Source organism: Diaphorobacter sp. HDW4B (genome assembly GCF_011305535.1).
Classification (GTDB): domain Bacteria; phylum Pseudomonadota; class Gammaproteobacteria; order Burkholderiales; family Burkholderiaceae_C; genus Diaphorobacter_A.
Genome location: NZ_CP049905.1, coordinates 3,081,253 through 3,096,726, shown reverse-complemented (window position 1 = coordinate 3,096,726; position 15,474 = coordinate 3,081,253). Strand labels below are relative to the sequence as shown.

Here is a 15,474-nt window from a genome sequence, read left to right as displayed (position 1 = left end):
GGATATGCAAACAGCCTTCTTCAAGACATGGGCCATCGCTTCGATCACCACGCTGCTGGCGGCCTGCTCCAGCCTCCCCGCGCCACGTCCCGCTTGCCCCACTGCGCAGCAGATGGAGCAGCCCGAACTGCTAGGCCGCTGGAGCGTGCAGATGGACGGCGAACCCGGCCCCATCACCATCGACCTCGGCCCTCACCCCGAATGGGACGGCACCGTCAAGGGCTCGATCACCCGACCCGGCTTTCAGACCATCGTCGTCGGTGATGTGAACAAGGGCGAACTCACCATGGAAGAATCGCGCGACGGCAAAAGCGTGAGCGGCAACTGGTACGGCACCGTGGCCGAAGGAAGTTGCGCACGCGTCATTCGCGGCGAATGGGCGGGCAGCGACGACCGCAGCCTCAAATTCACCATGCGCAAGTCCGCGAAATGATTTTCGAGACAAGGCAGCTTGCACATCGTCAGCGCTGCCTTGTTCCTGCACTCCACACTTTGCATGACCACCATGTCACACACCCTTCTTCGCGCCTCTGCCGCTGCTGCAGCCATGCTGTGCGGTTCTCTGCCCATGGCCGCTCAGGCGCAATCCGCCGATTCGTCGCCTGAAACCGCATGGCGCCAGTGCACGGCGCAGACGGACAGCGCCGCGCGTCTCGCCTGCTTTGACCAATGGGCCAGCGCCCAACCCAAGCCAACCGTCATCGGCCCCAGTTCGCCAGAGCCTGTCACCACGCAAACCGCAGCGACGAGCAACAACGACAGCGGCGCACAAGCGCAACTGCGCCCGCCTGCGGAACTCGTGGCCGATGCGCAACCAGCAGCCCAGCCCAACGGCGGCTGCCGCGATGCCTCGTTCTCCGAAGTCTCGCGCTTCTGGGAACTCGAAGAAGGCACGGACTGCGGAGCCTTCAGCTTCCGTGGCTACCGTCCGGTGTCCGTCATGGCCTCGGGCGCGGACGAGATCAACCGCCAGCCCACATCGGGCAATCCGGTCAACAGTGCCAACTTCGAGCGGCCCTATCAGAAACAGGAAATGCGTCTGCAATTCTCGGTGCGCACCAAGCTCGCATCGGGCCTGCTCACAAGCGCTGATTCCAAGTACCGCGATTCGCTGTGGCTCGGCTACACACAGCAATCGTCGTGGCAGCTGTTCAACTCCAAGATCTCCCGCCCCTTCCGCAACACGGACCACGAGCCGGAAATCATGTACGTCTACCCCACCACCGCCGAGCTGCCCGGCGGCTGGCGCTGGCGCTATTCCGGCGTGGGCCTGGCCCACCAGTCCAACGGCCAGAGCGACCCGCTCTCGCGCAGCTGGAACCGCTACTACGTGATGACCGGCTTCGAGCTGCCCAACCGCGTCAACATCGAAGCCAAGCTCTGGAAACGCATCAAAGAAAGCGCCGAAGACGACAACAACCCCAACATCCAGAACTACCTCGGACGCGGCGAACTGCGCCTGGGCTGGAACGTCAATCAACGCAACTACCTCGGCCTGACCGCACGCGGCTCCCTCAACGGCCACGGCAAGGGCTCCGGCAAGATCGACTGGATGCACACCCTGGGCGAAGGCTGGCTCGGCGGCAAAAGCAACCTGCGCCTGCACGCCAGCTTCTTCAGCGGTTATGGCGACAGCCTGATCGACTACAACTTCAAGCGCAACGTGCTGTCAGTGGGCTTCAGCCTGCTGGACTTCTAAAACAAATAGGCGCGCAAGCGCCAGCAAAGCCAAGCAGCATTCGCACGCCTAGAACTCGCACCACAACGGCAAGACAGCCCTTCAGACGCGACGCGAAGCCGCAGACAGTATTCCTATACGGCAAGGCTTCGCAACAAAGTATGAAGGGCTGTATTGCCGCCTCCAAACGAATGACCAATCGAAGCCGCAAGGCTTCGTAAACACCAAAGCAAAATCAACTCAAGGCACGACGGCGGTGCACTCGATTTCCACTTTGGCCCGGTCTTCGATGAGATCCGCCACTTCAACGGCCGTCATCGCAATGTCGAACGACCCAATCACCTCCTTGTAAGCCTGCCCCACTTCGCGCCCCGCAGCCAGATACTCCTTCTTGCTCGTCACATACCACGTCATGCGCACGATGTGCTCGGGCTTTGCGCCACCCGCCGCCAGCACATCGACCACGTTCTGCAGCGCTTGCCGCACCTGCCCCGCAAAGTCGTCCGTGTGGAAGACACCCTGCCCATCCCAGCCGATCATCCCGGCCACGAACACCATGCGCCCGCTCGCGGCGACGCCGTTGGCATAGCCCTTGGGACGCGGCCAGCCCTCTGGAAGCAGTGCTTGTTTGGTTGGTGTGTTTGATGTGGTTGTGGTCATGTTCTCATCCATCCTTTCGACTCATTCAGATTCACTTGTGTGTGGGTTCGGTTCATCCATCCAGCGCTCGATCGCTGCGCGGATGTGCGCAGGTGCGGCAATGGCTTCGTGCGTATCCAAGCTGGTGAACACCAGCACCTTGCGCGCCGCCACGCGCAGGACGCCATCGGCAGTGCCTCGGCATTCCATATCCAGCGTGATGGAACGCGATCCCAATCGGCTCACCATCAGCCCCAGATCGACCGTCTCGCCCATGCGCGTGATCGCGCGAAAGTCGCACTCCAGATGCACGATGGGTAGCCCCGTGCGCTGCTCGGCGAGCATCGCTGCGTAAGAGACTCCCAGCCCCTCGTTGAACCAGTCCTCGACCAGTCCGTTGAACAGCACGAGGTATTGCGGAAAAAAGATGATCCCCGCCGGATCGCAATGCGCAAAGCGGATGGGAACGGGCCGCAAAAAACGACGCGCGGCATTCGTCAGGTTCATCGTCTTTGTCGTAGTCATGTCTTCGCATGCAGCTTGAAGCGCTGCAGTTTTCCGGTCGCGGTGCGCGGCAGGGATTTCACGAATTCGACAGCGCGCGGGTACTTGTACGGCGCGACCGTCTGCTTCACGAAATCCTGCAGTTGGCGAACCATCGCATCGTCGCCCGCGCTGCCTTCCTTGAGCACCACGAACGCCTTGACGATCTGCCCGCGCTCCGTATCCGGCGCACCGATCACTGCGCATTCGGCGACGGCTGCGTGGGCCATCAACGCGTCCTCCACCTCGGGCGCGGCGATGTTGTAGCCCGCCGAGATGATCATGTCGTCGGTGCGCGCCTGGTAGATGAAATAACCGTTCTCGTCCATCACGTAAGCATCGCCCGTCATGTTCCAGCCGCCCACCACGTACTTGCGCTGCCGCTCGTCGTTGAGATAACGGCAACCCGTCGGGCCTTGCACCGCCAGCTTTCCCACCGCGCCGACGGGCACCTCATTGCCATCGTCGTCCACCACTTTCGCCCGATAACCCGGAACGGCCTTGCCGGTGGCACCCGCATGCGCTTCGTCTTCGCGGTGCGAGATGAAAATATGCAGCAGCTCGGTCGAGCCAATGCCGTCGATGATCTCGATGCCCGTGCCGTCCTTCCACATCGCACGCGTGGACGCATTCAGCGCCTCGCCCGCCGAAACGCATTTGCGCAGCGTGCTCCGGCGAAGGCGATCCGCATACGCTGACATGGTGCGATACGAGGTGGGAGCAGTGAACATCACCGTTGCACCGAACTGCTCGATGCCTTCCACCAACTGCTGTGGTCCGACCTTCTCGATCAGCGACATCGACGCGCCAATCGACATCGGAAAAAGCACCTGACCACCCAGCCCGAACGTGAACGCGATCGGCGGGCTACCGATGAATACATCGTCCGCATTTGCGCGCAGCACATGCCGGGGCCAGCAGGCGCAGACCGCCATCACATCGCGATGAAAATGCATGGTGGCCTTGGGCACACCGGTCGTTCCCGAAGTGAAGCCGAACAGGCAAGTGTCTGTCGCTGCGGTATCGACATTGCTGAACTCGGCCGACGCCTTCTGCATCATGTCTTCCAGCGATTGCGCATCGCCCGCAGGCGCATTGAAGTAGCGCACATGGCGCAGCGCGGGCGATTTCTGCTGCGTGCCTTCGACCTCTTCGCGCAGGCGCTCGTCGCACAGCGCGTGGCTGATCTGTGCAATGTCGACGATGGCCGACAACTCCTTGGCGCGCAGCAGCGGCATGGCGCTCACCGCAATGCCGCCTGCTTTGACCACACCGAACCAACTCGCCACCATCATCGGATTGTTGGGCCCAAACAGCAGCACGCGATTGCCGGGCACGAGGCCCATATCACGCACGAGCACATTGGCAATGCGATTGGCCTGCTCGAGCAACTGCGCGTATGTCCAGCGCACGCCGGGCGCCTGCAGCGCCAGACGCTCGCCGCGACCTTCGCGCACATGGCGGTCGAGCAGTTCGGTGGCGCAGTTCAAGCGCGCGGGAAACTGCAGTTCGGGCAGATCGAAATGGAACTGCGGCTGCTGCTCAGGTGGCGGCAGATGATCGGCCGCAAAGGTATCGACGTGAGCGGTGTAGGACATGAAAATCAACCTCTCGCAAACACATGATGGACGGATGGGCAGGCGCATTCAGGCGCGCGCGGCAACCTCTTTGAGCAGCTCGCGCGCGATGATGAGTTGCTGCACTTCGGTTGCGCCTTCGTAGATGCGCAAGGCGCGAATCTCGCGATACAGGCGCTCCACCGGCTGCTTGCTGACAACGCCCAAGCCGCCCCACATCTGCACTGCAGCGTCGATCACCTGCTGCGCGTTTTCCGTCGCGGTCATCTTGGCCATGGCCGCTTCGCGCGTGACGTTCTGGCCCTGATCGCGCTGCCATGCCGCGCGGTAAGTGAGCAGCGCGGCGCTGTCGATCTGCGTGGCCATCTGCGCGAGTTTGGCCTGCGTGAGCTGGAAGTCGGCGAGCACGCCGCCAAACATCTTGCGCGACGTGGCGCGCTGCAACGCTTCATCCAACGCGCGGCGCGCAAAGCCCAATGCCGCAGCCGCCACCGAGGTGCGGAACACGTCGAGCGTGCGCATCGCCACCTTGAAGCCCTCGCCTGCAGCGCCCACACGCTGCGTCACCGGTACGCGGCAGTTGCTGAATTTCAAGCGCGCAAGCGGGTGCGGCGCAATCACATCGATGCGCTCTGCGATCTCGAAGCCCGGCATTCCCGCATCGACGATCAATGCGGTGATGCCGCGCGCACCGGGCGCTTCGCCGGTGCGCACGAACACGACGTAGAAATCGGCAATGCCGCCGTTGGAAATCCAGGTCTTCTCGCCGTTGATGACATAGTGATCGCCTTCAAGCCGCGCCTCGCAACTCATGGCCGCCACATCCGATCCCGCATTCGGCTCGGACAGCGCAAACGCCGCAATCGATTCGCCCTTGGCCACGCGCGTGAGATAGCGCTCCTTCTGCGCGCCCGAACCCGCCAGCGAGATCGCACCCGACCCCAGTCCCTGCATGGCGAATGCGAAATCGGCCAAGCCGCTGTGTCGCGCCAGCGTTTCACGAATCAGGCAGATGGCGCGTGTGTCGATCTGCTCGCCCGCGCCGCCAAACACCGCACCGGCAACCGCGTGCTTGAGCCACCCGGCGGCACCCAATTGCTGGACAAGCTGACGGCACTCCGCATCCACATCGGAGCCATGTTCATGCGCGATGTTTTGCGCGGCCCATGCATCAAGCTCCAATGCCAGCGCTTCATGCCGCGCATCGAAGAACGGCCATTTCAGATAGCTTTGATCGGCCATGTCAGTTCCCCTCGAATTGTGGTTTCTGCTTGGCGACGAAGGCGTGATACGCACGCGAGAAATCTTCGGTCAGCATGCAGATCGCCTGCGCCTGCGCTTCGGCCTCGATGGCCTGCTCGATGGTCATGGCCCATTCCTGGTGCAGCATGGTCTTGGTGATGCCGTTGGCAAAGCTCGGGCCCGCAACCAAGTCGGCCGCAAGCTTCTGCGCTTCGGCAAGCACCGCGTCCGGCTCGCACAAGCGATTGAAGAAGCCCCAGCGTTCGCCCTCTTCGCCACCCAAGCTGCGACCGGTGTAGAGCAGCTCGCTCGCACGGCCCTGTCCGATGATGCGCGGCAGGATCGCGCAGGCCCCCATGTCGCAACCGGCAAGGCCCACGCGGTTGAACAGAAACGCGGTCTTGCTGCGTGCGGTGCCAAGCCGCATGTCGGACGACATCGCCATGATCGCGCCTGCTCCCGCGCACACGCCATCGATGGCCGCGATGATGGGTTGCGGGCAGGTGCGCATCATCTTCACCAGCTCGCCCGTCATGCGCGTGAACATCAGCAGCTCGGGCGCTTTCAACTGCACCAGCGGGCCGATGATTTCATGCACATCGCCGCCCGAGCAGAAATTGCCGCCCGCGCCCACCAGCACCACGGCCTTCACATCGGTGGCCCACTTCAGCTCATGGAACAGGTCGCGCAGTTCGGCATACGACTCGAACGTCAGCGGGTTCTTGCGATCGGGCCGATTCAGCGTGATGGTGCCGACGCCGTTCTCCACCTGCCACTGAAAATGCTGCGCCGCATAGCCCGCCAACTGCTTGCGATTGCCCGCGAGCAGCCCTGGATCGATGGTGGAGCCGGTTTGCTTTTCATTCATTTGCTTGTCTCGCTTTCTTCTGAGTTCGTTGTTCGTGTTCGTTCACATCACCTCGCCACCGGCGACCGCAATGCTTTGCCCGGTGATCGCACTTGCGCCAGAGCCGCAAAGCCACAGAACCGCGTCTGCGACTTCGTTCGGCTGCACCAGACGCCCCTGCGGATTGCCCTTGACGAACTCGGCCATGGCCTGCTCCTCGCTGCGACCGGTCTTCTGCACCACGCGCGCAATGCTGTCGCGCACGATGTCGGTTTCGGTGTAGCCGGGGCACACGGCGTTGACGGTGATGCCTTTGGATGCCAGCTCCAGCGCGAGCGAGCGCGTGAGCCCGATCACGCCATGCTTGGCCGCGCAGTAAGCCGACACATAGCCGTAGCCCTTGAGCCCCGCCGTGCTCGCCACGTTCACGATGCGCCCCGCACCGCGCGCCACCATGCCGGGCAACACCTGCTGGATGCACAACATGGTGCCGGTGAGGTTCACGGCCAGCATGGCGTTCCATGTCGCCAGGTCCATCTTCATGAACGGCGCGCTCGCAGCCTGCCCCGCGTTGTTCACGAGAATGTCGATGCCGCCGAACGTGCTGGCCGCGTTTTCAAATGCCGCCTGCACCGCTTCTGCGTTCGCCACATCGGCCTGCACGGCCTGGCATTGACCGGCATATTCTTCGACCAAAGTTTGCAATGGCGCGGCGCGTCTGCCGAGCACGGTGACCTTTGCTCCGCGTGCCAGCAGTTGCCGCGCAATCGCTTCGCCAATGCCCTGTCCCGCGCCTGTCACCAAGGCGTGCTGACCTGCGAGCGGCGTCGGATGTGTGGATGCCATGTTCATCATGTCACTCCGCTCCACCATGCGCCGCAGCGGCTGCAATGGCGGCTTGCTGCTGCGCCTTTTCGCGCTCGAAATTGGCTTCCATCTGGCGCTTGCCCTGGTAATACTGTTGGGGCCACGCGAGCTGCGTGTAGCCGATCTTCGCGGCCTCGGTCAGCGTCCATGCCGGGTTGGCCAGATGCGGACGTGCGACGGCGCACAGATCGGCGCGGCCTGCGGCGATGATGCTGTTGGCATGATCGGCCTCGCTGATCGCACCGACGGCCATGGTGGCGATGCCCGCCTCCTGCCGGATGCGGTCGGCAAACGGTGTCTGGAACATGCGGCCGAACACCGGCTTTTCCTGCTTGCTGACCTGGCCCGAGGAGCAATCGATCAGGTCCGCGCCCGCTGCCTTGAAAGCCTTGGCGATCTCCACCGCGTCTTCGGGCGTGATGCCGCCCGGCACCCAGTCGTGCGCGGAAATGCGAACCGACATGGGCCGGTCTTCGGGCCACACGGCGCGGACGGCCTTGAAGATTTCGATGGGATAGCGCAGCCGGTTTTCCAGACTGCCACCGTACTCGTCCGTGCGGTGATTGGTGAGCGGCGAGATGAAGCTCGACAGCAGATAGCCGTGCGCGCAATGCAGCTCCAGCCAGTCCGCACCGACCTCGGCGGCCATCGTTGCTCCATCCACGAACTGCTGCTTCACGCGGTCCATGTCCTCGCGCGTCATGGCTTTCGAGATCTGGCTCACGCCGTCGAGATACTGTTGCTCGGACGCCGACATGATCGGCCAGTTGCCATCCGGCAAAGGCAGGTCGGTGCCGTCCCACGCCAGACGGGTGGAGGCCTTCGCGCCCGCGTGCCCGATCTGCATGGCGAACTTGGCATCGGTGTTCGCGTGAATCCAGTCCGCGATGCGCTTCCAGCCCTGCTTATGTGTTTCGTTGTACACACCGGGACAGCCGGGCGTGATACGGCCTTCCGCGCTCACGCAGGCCATCTCGGCAAACACCAGCCCCGCACCACCCATGGCACGCGCGCCGAGATGCACAAGGTGAAAGTCGCCCGGCACGCCATCGACGGCCGAGTACTGCGCCATCGGCGAGACCACGATGCGGTTCTTGAGCGTCAGCTCGCGCAGTTGGTAGGGCAGGAACATCGGCGGCGGCGTGACGCTGTTGCCCTCGACCTGCACGCCATTTTTCTGCGCCAGCCATTGCTCGTAGCCGCCCAGCCATTTGGCATCGCGCAGGCGCAGGTTTTCGTGGCTGATGCGCTGGCTGCGCGTGAGCATGGAATACATGAACTGCTCGGGTTCGAGCTGATCGCAGTAGCGCTTGCCGCAGACCTCGAACCACTCCATCGCATTCCACGCGGCGTTCTGGATGCGCAGCGTCTCCACGCGACGCGCTTCCTGATAGGCGGCCAGAACTTCGGGGATGTGCTCGCGTGTGTCGCCCAGCAGCTTGAACTGGCGCGTGAGTTCGATGGCGTCTTCGATGGCCAGCTTGGTGCCCGATCCGATCGCGAAGTGCGCCGTGTGCACGGCATCGCCCATCAGCACCACATGGCTGCCCTTGCTGTTTTGGAGCCACCATTGCTCGCACACCACGCGCTGGAAGTTGATCCATGCGGAGCCGCGCAGATGGCGCGCGTTGGTCATCAATTTCGCGCCGTCGAGATTGCCTGCAAACAGCTTTTCGCAGAAGGCGATGGACTGCTCCTGATCGGCTCCTTCGAGGCCACTGGCCTTCCAGGTGTCTTCCGTGGTCTCGACGATGAAGGTCGAAGTCTCGTCGTCAAACTTGTAGATGTGCGCCTGGAACCAGCCATGTTCGGTGCGCACGAAGTCGAAGGTGAACGCCTCGTAGACCTTGTGCGTGCCCAGCCAGATATAGCGATTGGGGCGGGTGACGATGTCAGGTTTGAAGACGTTTTCGTATCGGCTGCGGATGCGCGAATTCACGCCGTCGCTGGCGATGACGAGGTCGGCATCGGCGTAGTCTTCGTCGCTTTGTGCATCGGTGTTGAACACCAGCTTCACGCCCAGCTGTTCGCAGCGCGCCTGCAGAATGTTGAGCAGATGCTTGCGACCGATGCCCACGAAACCGTGGCCGCCCGAGCGGATCGTGCGGCCCTTGAACAGCAGCTCGATGTCGTCCCAGTGGTTGAACGCCAGCTCGATCTCGGCGGCGGTCACCGTGTCCCACTCGCGCATGTTGTCCATGGTCGCGTCGGAGAACACCACGCCCCAGCCAAAGGTGTCGTAGGGCTTGTTGCGCTCGACCACCGTGATGTCATGGTTCGGATCGAGCTGCTTCATCAGCAGCGCGAAATACAAACCCGCGGGCCCCCCACCGATGCAAACGATCTTCATGGTTGTCTTCCGATTCGGGAAATTACTTTAGAACTAAATTATTCACAACTCAATGATGAGCTAAGATAGAACTAACCCTTAAGACCGCCGTCCTTTACAGACTCTTTCGATACGCAGCAGCCAGCCATGACGTCACGCGCCCCCGACTCTCCGCCCTACGCCAGCGACCGCCCCGGCCGCGAGGCGGGCCTGTCGCACGACGACCATCAGGCCGTGCGGCTGTGGCTGCGGCTGCTCACCTGCAGCACGCAGATCGAGCAGACGATCCGCAGCAACCTGCAGGCGCAGTTCGGCACCACGCTCTCGCGCTTTGACTACATGGCCCAGCTCAGCCGCTTTCCCGAAGGGCTGCGCATGAAGACGCTGTCGGAATATCTGATGGTCACCGGCGGCAATGTGACGGGCCTGACCGACCAGCTCGTGGCCGAAGGCTGGGTCGAGCGCGTGGTGGACGACAGCGACCGCCGCGCGATGTTCGTGCGGCTCACGAAGAACGGCCAGCAGCAATTCAACCGCATGGCGGCCGAGCACGAGCAATGGCTGGAACAGATGTTTGCGCCGCTTGGCGGCACGCATGTGAAGGCGCTCTACGAGCAATTGGGCGAGCTGCGGCGGGTGCTGGATCGGCCCGGCGACCAGCCCGACTGAGCGGTCTGCGGCTCATCCGCCCTTCAATTCGTCACAGAAAACCGCATCCAACCCTTGCGCATTGGCGAGGGCAGCTACACAATGCGTAGCACTTTCGCGCTGGCTCCGGCGTTGTTTGAAGATTGTTGGCATTTCTCTGCCACCACAGCGTTGCGCCGAACCGGCGCCCCACCGTCGCTGTTTCATCTTCAACACCAATGTCCGGAGGAATCCGCCATGGACCTGCAGTACCAGCTCAAAGCGAGCAGCTACTTTCTGTACGACCTGAGCGAAGCGCCCAGCCAGATCACCGGCGAGCGCCGCTACAAGCTGCAGACCGACCAGGTCGCGGTCGCCTTCAATCGCCAGACTGGCGAAATCCACGAACATGGCGCACCCACGCGGATCCAGTCCTGGGCGGCCCACACGCGCCGCCGCCTGCGCGCTGCGGGCGAATGGGACAAGGCCAATGACCTGGTGGTGGTGAGCGGCCCGTGGCCTGTCGAAGAGCTCAACAAGTGCCTGTGGAGCCGCATCTATTGTCGCCGGATTTTTCAGCGCATCGGCAGCCTGCCGCACGGCAAGCTGCAACGCGGTTTTCATGAAGAACCGATGCGCAAGGCCGCCTGAACGAACGGCCCTGTTTTTGCGCCTTACTCTGCCTCGGCAGCGTCCAGATCTTCCTCTTCGCTCGCGTTCTCGTCTTCGAGCGCATCAATGTGCTTGACGACCATCACCGGCAGATTGCACTGGTGCACCACGGCCTGCGAGACCGACCCGATCACCGCCGCACGCATCGCGCCGACGCCACGCGCGCCCATCACGATGAAGTCGCAACCCTGCGCCTCGGCCAGATCACACAGCGCCGCAGCGGGCGAGCCGAGCACGATTTCGGTTTCGAACGGCACACCGGCATCGCGCACCAGCTTTTCGGCGGGACGGGTCAGGTGCTTGCCAGCCTCGACTGCAGCCTCGGCAATCGCGTCGCCCCCTTGGGTTGCCAACTCCAGAAACGACGCTTCTTCCTGCACATGGCCCAGCACGACGACTGCTTTCAACCCTTCGCGAACCAGCATCAGCGCGTGGCGCACCGCATCGAGCGCCAGTTCGGATCCATCGACCGCAACAAGAATTCTTACCATGTGACTTCCTTTCGTTATTTACCCCTGCTATGAACAGTGTAGAACGACGAATGGGCTTGTGAAAGATTCTGTATCTGCAGTCTGGGACAATTGCGCCCATCATGCTGCAGTTCGAACTCCTCACAACCGATCCGACAAGCCACGCACGCCGAGCCAAACTCACGCTCAACCATGGCGTCGTGCAGACCCCCATCTTCATGCCCGTGGGCACCTACGGCACCGTCAAGGGCGTGATGCCGCGCAGCCTCGAAGAGATGGGCGCGCAGATCATCCTGGGCAACACCTTCCACCTGTGGATGCGCCCCGGCCTCGACATCATGGAGAGCTTCGGCGGCCTGCATGGATTCGAGAAGTGGAACAAGCCCATCCTCACCGACTCGGGCGGCTTTCAGGTCTGGAGCCTCGGCGCGATGCGCAAGATCACCGAAGAAGGCGTTCACTTCCAGAGCCCCGTGAATGGCGACAAGCTGTTCATGTCGCCAGAGGTGAGCATGCAGATCCAGACGACTCTGAACTCGGACATCGTCATGCAACTCGACGAGTGCACCCCGTACGAGACCAACGGCCACAAGACCACCGAGGCCGAGGCGCGCAAGTCCATGGAGATGAGCCGCCGCTGGGCCAAGCGATCCAAGGACGAATTCGAGCGCCTTGAAAACCCGAACGCGCTGTTCGGCATCGTGCAGGGCGGCATGTACACCAACCTGCGCAAGGAATCGCTGGACGCGCTGGTCGAGATGGATTTCCCCGGCTACGCGGTCGGCGGCGTCTCGGTGGGCGAGCCCAAGGACGAGATGCTGGAGATCATGGCCCACACGCCGCATCTGCTGCCCGAAAACAAGCCGCGCTACCTGATGGGCGTGGGCACGCCGGAAGATCTGGTGCAGGGCGTGGCCGACGGTGTGGACATGTTCGACTGCGTGATGCCCACGCGCAACGCGCGCAACGGCACGATCTTCACCCGCTACGGCGACCTGAAGCTGCGCAACGCCCGCCACAAGACCGACCACCAGCCCATCGACACCACCTGTACCTGCCACGCCTGCGCAGGCACGAGCGGCGTGAGCTGGGATGACGGCGGGCGCGACGGCTTCTCGCGTGCGTATTTGCATCACCTTGACCGCTGCGGCGAAATGCTCGGCCCGATGCTGACAACAATTCACAATCTCCACTACTACCTGAATCTGATGCAGGAAGTGCGCGATGCACTGGATGCGGGCACGTTCGCCCAATTCCGCGCTCAGTTCAAGACAGACCGCGCACGCGGCGTCTGAGCGAATCCGCAAAAGAGCGCTCAGTGGGTGAGCGCTCTCGTTCAAGGGCTTGCCAGCGCTTGTGCTTCAGCGTGGCAGCGCTCTCTTTTTTGCGCAGAGCTTGCGCACCCCAACCCATCTCGCGCCCCTGCCCACCGCGCAGCACGGCCTGAACTTCGCCATTTCACGCACGCTGGCGAAGCCCCAAATCGGTGCGCACTGCCCCGTTTTTGTGCGCCATTGTGCGTATTTCCCGGACCTTGATAACCCTAGGTCTCGGCGATCAGACATACGCAATGGCGATCAGCCGTTGTAAGCTAACGTACAGGAAACTCCAGCCGACCGATAGTAATAAACGGAAATCTCGCCCTTCGTTCCATTCACTGTTCAGGCACCACGCTCCAAGCCTTCTGCCGCCATGGATTCTCAACGAGCCACCATCGAGCCCGCATCAGCGCCGCGCACGCTGTCGGATTCGCACGCGGCTGCGGCGCTGGGCATCGCCATCTTCGTGGCCTGCATCATCGGCACGCTGAGCCGCCCGGTGGCCTTTCTCGCCTCGTTCTGGCCCGCCAATGCGCTGATGCTCGGCCTGATCCTGCGCCGCCCGTCTCTGGCGCGCGATCCCCGTGCCTGGGTCTGGAGCACCTGCGCCTTTGTATTTTCCTCATTGATGATGGGCGATGGCCCGGCCGCCGCCATCTGGCTGTCGTTTGCCAATCTGGCGGGCGTCGTCGCGGGGTTTCAGTTCTTCAAGGGCTTTGATCGCAACACCGTGCTGCTGCGCGGCACGCTCTCGGCGCTGTTTCTGCTGTGCGGCTGTCTGGTGCAGGCGGCAGGCGAATCCGTCGTCGGTTTTCCGGCCACGCCGTTCCTGTTCGGCGGCACCTCCGTGGGTGCTTTCTTCATGTGGTTCACCAGCGCGCTGATGTGCAGCATGCTGATCCTGCCCATCGTGTTGAGCGCGCCCACGCTGCAACAGATTCGCCGAACCGACTGGAAGAAATTCTTCCGACAGTGGGACATCGTCCACATCGCACCGCTGCTCACGCTGGTTGCCTGCGAGGCTGGTGCGGTGCTGATCGGCGGGCCCGGCTCGCTGGTGTTCGGCGTGCCCGCGCTGATCTGGTGTGCGCTGCGCTACAAGCTGTTTTCGGTGTCGCTGCTGTGCTTTGCGGTGGGTCTGCTCAAGTCGTACACCGCATCGCTCGGCATCATCACCTATACGCCCGATCACATGATTGATGCGATTTCGCTGCGCTTGGGCATCACGCTGCTGTCGCTCGGACCGCTGGCGGTGGCGAGCTTCCAGGCCGTGCGCAACGAGCTGCTGAGCAAGCTGAACTACGCCGCACGCCACGACGCTCTGACCGGCGTGCTTGGCCGCAGCACCTTCCTCGAACAATGCGCGCACTGGTTGCAGAAGCTCGGGCTGGAACGCCGCCCCGCGGCCGTGCTGATGATCGATCTGGACAACTTCAAGGGCGTGAACGACACCCACGGCCACGCGGCTGGCGACGAGCTGCTGCGCGAATTCACCCAGCTCGTCACCCTGCACCTGCGCCCCGCCGACGTGCTGGGCCGCATGGGCGGCGAGGAGTTCGCGCTCATGCTGCCCAACGTCACGCGCGACGAGGCGCACGACATCGCCGAGCGCCTGTGCGACGCCACGCGCCGCCATATCTTCACCTTCAATGATGAAGTGCAGTTGCACGTCACGGTCAGCATCGGCGTGGTGCACCAGGAGGCTCCGCCCAAGCACGCGCTGATCGAGCAACTGCTGCGCGAGGCTGATCACGCGCTCTACGAGGCCAAGGGCACGGGCCGCAACCGCGTGGTGATGTGCCCGCACGCCGTTTACTGACTACTGCGCAGTCGCGGCCTTCAATTCAGCTTCAAGGTCTGCGGCGCGCCCGTCAATTGGGTCCGCTGCAGAAAGCCCATCACCGAATCCACCGTCACCGTTTCAATACGGTCGGCAAAGCGCTTTTCGTTCGGATGGTCGTCGAACGCAATGTTCGCCGCCGTCATGCGACCGCCGAGTCGCGTCATCGCACCGATCTTCATCGCGCTGGGCTCGTAGCCCTTGAACTTGAGCCAGGCCTGCGCCTGCTCGCGCGTCGTCACCGTCGGCTCCATCGCCATGGCCAGCGACTCCAGCGCCCACTGGTTGGACTGCTGGTACTTGGTGGCCCACGGGTAGCTCACCATGCTGTACTTGGGCTGGTGCAGCGCCAGCACCTTGCGGCGGTCGAGCAGGATGGGCAGCATGCGCTCCTGCACCTCGGGCGTGGGCACGGCCCACACGGCTTCGTAGCGCCACAGGTCATCGAGGAAGAACTCGCCCAGCCCCTGCTTGTAGACATGCGCCTCGGCCGTGCCGCATTCGTTGAGCTTGTGCTCGACGCGCCAGTGTCCTTCCGGCGTCTTGTAGGCCCAGCCGAGATGCGAGTAACGCAGGTTGTACTTGCTCAGATCCTGCCCCGCGCGGCCCAGCACGATCACCTTCGCGCCGGTCGCGTCCAGCGCCTTGGCGGACTGCGCGGCCAGCTCCATGCCCTTCTTGATGGTCTGAACGCTCACCGGCTTCTGCTCGCAGGAGCGGCCTGCGTAAGCCGCGCCGCCCGCCGTGGTCAGCGCAGCGGCGGCCAGCGCCATCACCACGCCCTGTCGAATCGTTGTTGGTGTCTTTGGCATGCGATGGCTCCC

The 15,474-nt window shown here is 63.0% G+C and carries 15 protein-coding genes; 6 read left to right on the top strand and 9 right to left on the bottom strand.

The features are described 5' to 3' along the window. Positions 1–4 precede the first annotated feature (4 nt). The gene (locus G7048_RS14165) at positions 5–433 is read left to right on the top strand and encodes a hypothetical protein (RefSeq protein ID WP_166068758.1); all 429 of its coding nucleotides are present in this window, start codon (positions 5–7) and stop codon (positions 431–433) included. Between the two features lie 72 nt (positions 434–505). Beyond that, entirely contained in the window at positions 506–1,699 is a 1,194-nt protein-coding gene (locus G7048_RS14160) for a phospholipase A (protein WP_371747540.1), read from the top strand. Between the two features lie 219 nt (positions 1,700–1,918). Here the strand turns inward: G7048_RS14160 and G7048_RS14155 are convergent, their stop codons facing one another. Genes G7048_RS14155 through G7048_RS14125 form a run of 7 tightly spaced genes read right to left on the bottom strand, consistent with a single transcriptional unit; the run spans position 1,919 to position 9,743 of the window. Next, positions 1,919–2,338 carry a RidA family protein gene (locus G7048_RS14155; protein WP_166068756.1) on the bottom strand — a complete coding sequence of 140 codons (420 nt, stop codon included), beginning with the start codon at positions 2,336–2,338 and terminating at the stop codon, positions 1,919–1,921. Positions 2,339–2,359: 21 nt separating this feature from the next. Further along, a complete protein-coding gene (locus tag G7048_RS14150) occupies positions 2,360–2,842 on the bottom strand; it encodes an acyl-CoA thioesterase (protein ID WP_371747539.1) in 483 nt (160 codons plus the stop codon). Further along, complete coding sequence (locus G7048_RS14145; protein ID WP_166068755.1) at positions 2,839–4,458, bottom strand: benzoate-CoA ligase family protein; 1,620 nt, start codon at positions 4,456–4,458, stop codon at positions 2,839–2,841. Before G7048_RS14145 ends, G7048_RS14150 begins: the two co-directional genes overlap by 4 nt. A gap of 48 nt (positions 4,459–4,506) precedes the next feature. Next, the gene (locus G7048_RS14140) at positions 4,507–5,679 is read right to left on the bottom strand and encodes an acyl-CoA dehydrogenase family protein (RefSeq protein WP_166068754.1); all 1,173 of its coding nucleotides are present in this window, start codon (positions 5,677–5,679) and stop codon (positions 4,507–4,509) included. Position 5,680: 1 nt separating this feature from the next. After that, positions 5,681–6,547, bottom strand: a complete 867-nt coding sequence (locus tag G7048_RS14135; protein ID WP_166068753.1) for an enoyl-CoA hydratase family protein — start codon at positions 6,545–6,547, stop codon at positions 5,681–5,683. 42 nt (positions 6,548–6,589) lie between these two features. Further along, positions 6,590–7,381, bottom strand: coding sequence for an SDR family NAD(P)-dependent oxidoreductase (locus tag G7048_RS14130; protein WP_371747538.1), 792 nt, complete (start codon positions 7,379–7,381; stop codon positions 6,590–6,592). Position 7,382: 1 nt separating this feature from the next. Further along, positions 7,383–9,743: a bifunctional salicylyl-CoA 5-hydroxylase/oxidoreductase gene (locus G7048_RS14125; protein WP_166068752.1), complete on the bottom strand. Its 2,361-nt coding sequence runs from the start codon at positions 9,741–9,743 to the stop codon at positions 7,383–7,385. Between the two features lie 126 nt (positions 9,744–9,869). Here G7048_RS14125 and G7048_RS14120 point away from each other — a divergent pair, with 126 nt between their 5' ends. Together G7048_RS14120 and G7048_RS14115 are read left to right on the top strand one after the other, a co-directional pair. Continuing rightward, positions 9,870–10,391: a MarR family winged helix-turn-helix transcriptional regulator gene (locus tag G7048_RS14120; protein WP_166068751.1), complete on the top strand. Its 522-nt coding sequence runs from the start codon at positions 9,870–9,872 to the stop codon at positions 10,389–10,391. A gap of 216 nt (positions 10,392–10,607) precedes the next feature. Further along, on the top strand, positions 10,608–11,000 hold the full coding sequence (locus G7048_RS14115) for a hypothetical protein (RefSeq protein WP_166068750.1): 393 nt from the start codon (positions 10,608–10,610) through the stop codon (positions 10,998–11,000). Positions 11,001–11,023: 23 nt separating this feature from the next. On the opposite strand, the gene G7048_RS14110 is transcribed toward G7048_RS14115, so the two are convergent. Continuing rightward, positions 11,024–11,512, bottom strand: coding sequence for a universal stress protein (locus G7048_RS14110; protein ID WP_166068749.1), 489 nt, complete (start codon positions 11,510–11,512; stop codon positions 11,024–11,026). Positions 11,513–11,613: 101 nt separating this feature from the next. On the opposite strand from G7048_RS14110, the gene tgt reads away from it, so the two are divergent. Together tgt and G7048_RS14100 are read left to right on the top strand one after the other, a co-directional pair. Beyond that, the gene (tgt, locus tag G7048_RS14105; protein ID WP_166068748.1) at positions 11,614–12,786 is read left to right on the top strand and encodes a tRNA guanosine(34) transglycosylase Tgt; all 1,173 of its coding nucleotides are present in this window, start codon (positions 11,614–11,616) and stop codon (positions 12,784–12,786) included. Between the two features lie 397 nt (positions 12,787–13,183). Continuing rightward, the gene (locus G7048_RS14100; protein WP_166068747.1) at positions 13,184–14,629 is read left to right on the top strand and encodes a diguanylate cyclase; all 1,446 of its coding nucleotides are present in this window, start codon (positions 13,184–13,186) and stop codon (positions 14,627–14,629) included. Positions 14,630–14,649: 20 nt separating this feature from the next. On the opposite strand, the gene G7048_RS14095 is transcribed toward G7048_RS14100, so the two are convergent. Next, positions 14,650–15,462: a DUF2145 domain-containing protein gene (locus tag G7048_RS14095; RefSeq protein ID WP_166068746.1), complete on the bottom strand. Its 813-nt coding sequence runs from the start codon at positions 15,460–15,462 to the stop codon at positions 14,650–14,652. Positions 15,463–15,474 lie beyond the last annotated feature (12 nt).

Bases quoted from the DNA above. Each gene is read 5' to 3' on its own strand.
- G7048_RS14165 (WP_166068758.1), top strand. From the start codon at position 5: ATGCAAACAGCCTTCTTCAAGACATGGGCCATCGCTTCGATCACCACG.
- G7048_RS14160 (WP_371747540.1), top strand. From the start codon at position 506: ATGTCACACACCCTTCTTCGCGCCTCTGCCGCTGCTGCAGCCATGCTG.
- G7048_RS14155 (WP_166068756.1), bottom strand. From the start codon at position 2,338: ATGACCACAACCACATCAAACACACCAACCAAACAAGCACTGCTTCCA.
- G7048_RS14150 (WP_371747539.1), bottom strand. From the start codon at position 2,842: ATGACTACGACAAAGACGATGAACCTGACGAATGCCGCGCGTCGTTTT.
- G7048_RS14145 (WP_166068755.1), bottom strand. From the start codon at position 4,458: ATGTCCTACACCGCTCACGTCGATACCTTTGCGGCCGATCATCTGCCG.
- G7048_RS14140 (WP_166068754.1), bottom strand. From the start codon at position 5,679: ATGGCCGATCAAAGCTATCTGAAATGGCCGTTCTTCGATGCGCGGCAT.
- G7048_RS14135 (WP_166068753.1), bottom strand. From the start codon at position 6,547: ATGAATGAAAAGCAAACCGGCTCCACCATCGATCCAGGGCTGCTCGCG.
- G7048_RS14130 (WP_371747538.1), bottom strand. From the start codon at position 7,381: ATGATGAACATGGCATCCACACATCCGACGCCGCTCGCAGGTCAGCAC.
- G7048_RS14125 (WP_166068752.1), bottom strand. From the start codon at position 9,743: ATGAAGATCGTTTGCATCGGTGGGGGGCCCGCGGGTTTGTATTTCGCG.
- G7048_RS14120 (WP_166068751.1), top strand. From the start codon at position 9,870: ATGACGTCACGCGCCCCCGACTCTCCGCCCTACGCCAGCGACCGCCCC.
- G7048_RS14115 (WP_166068750.1), top strand. From the start codon at position 10,608: ATGGACCTGCAGTACCAGCTCAAAGCGAGCAGCTACTTTCTGTACGAC.
- G7048_RS14110 (WP_166068749.1), bottom strand. From the start codon at position 11,512: ATGGTAAGAATTCTTGTTGCGGTCGATGGATCCGAACTGGCGCTCGAT.
- tgt (WP_166068748.1), top strand. From the start codon at position 11,614: ATGCTGCAGTTCGAACTCCTCACAACCGATCCGACAAGCCACGCACGC.
- G7048_RS14100 (WP_166068747.1), top strand. From the start codon at position 13,184: ATGGATTCTCAACGAGCCACCATCGAGCCCGCATCAGCGCCGCGCACG.
- G7048_RS14095 (WP_166068746.1), bottom strand. From the start codon at position 15,462: ATGCCAAAGACACCAACAACGATTCGACAGGGCGTGGTGATGGCGCTG.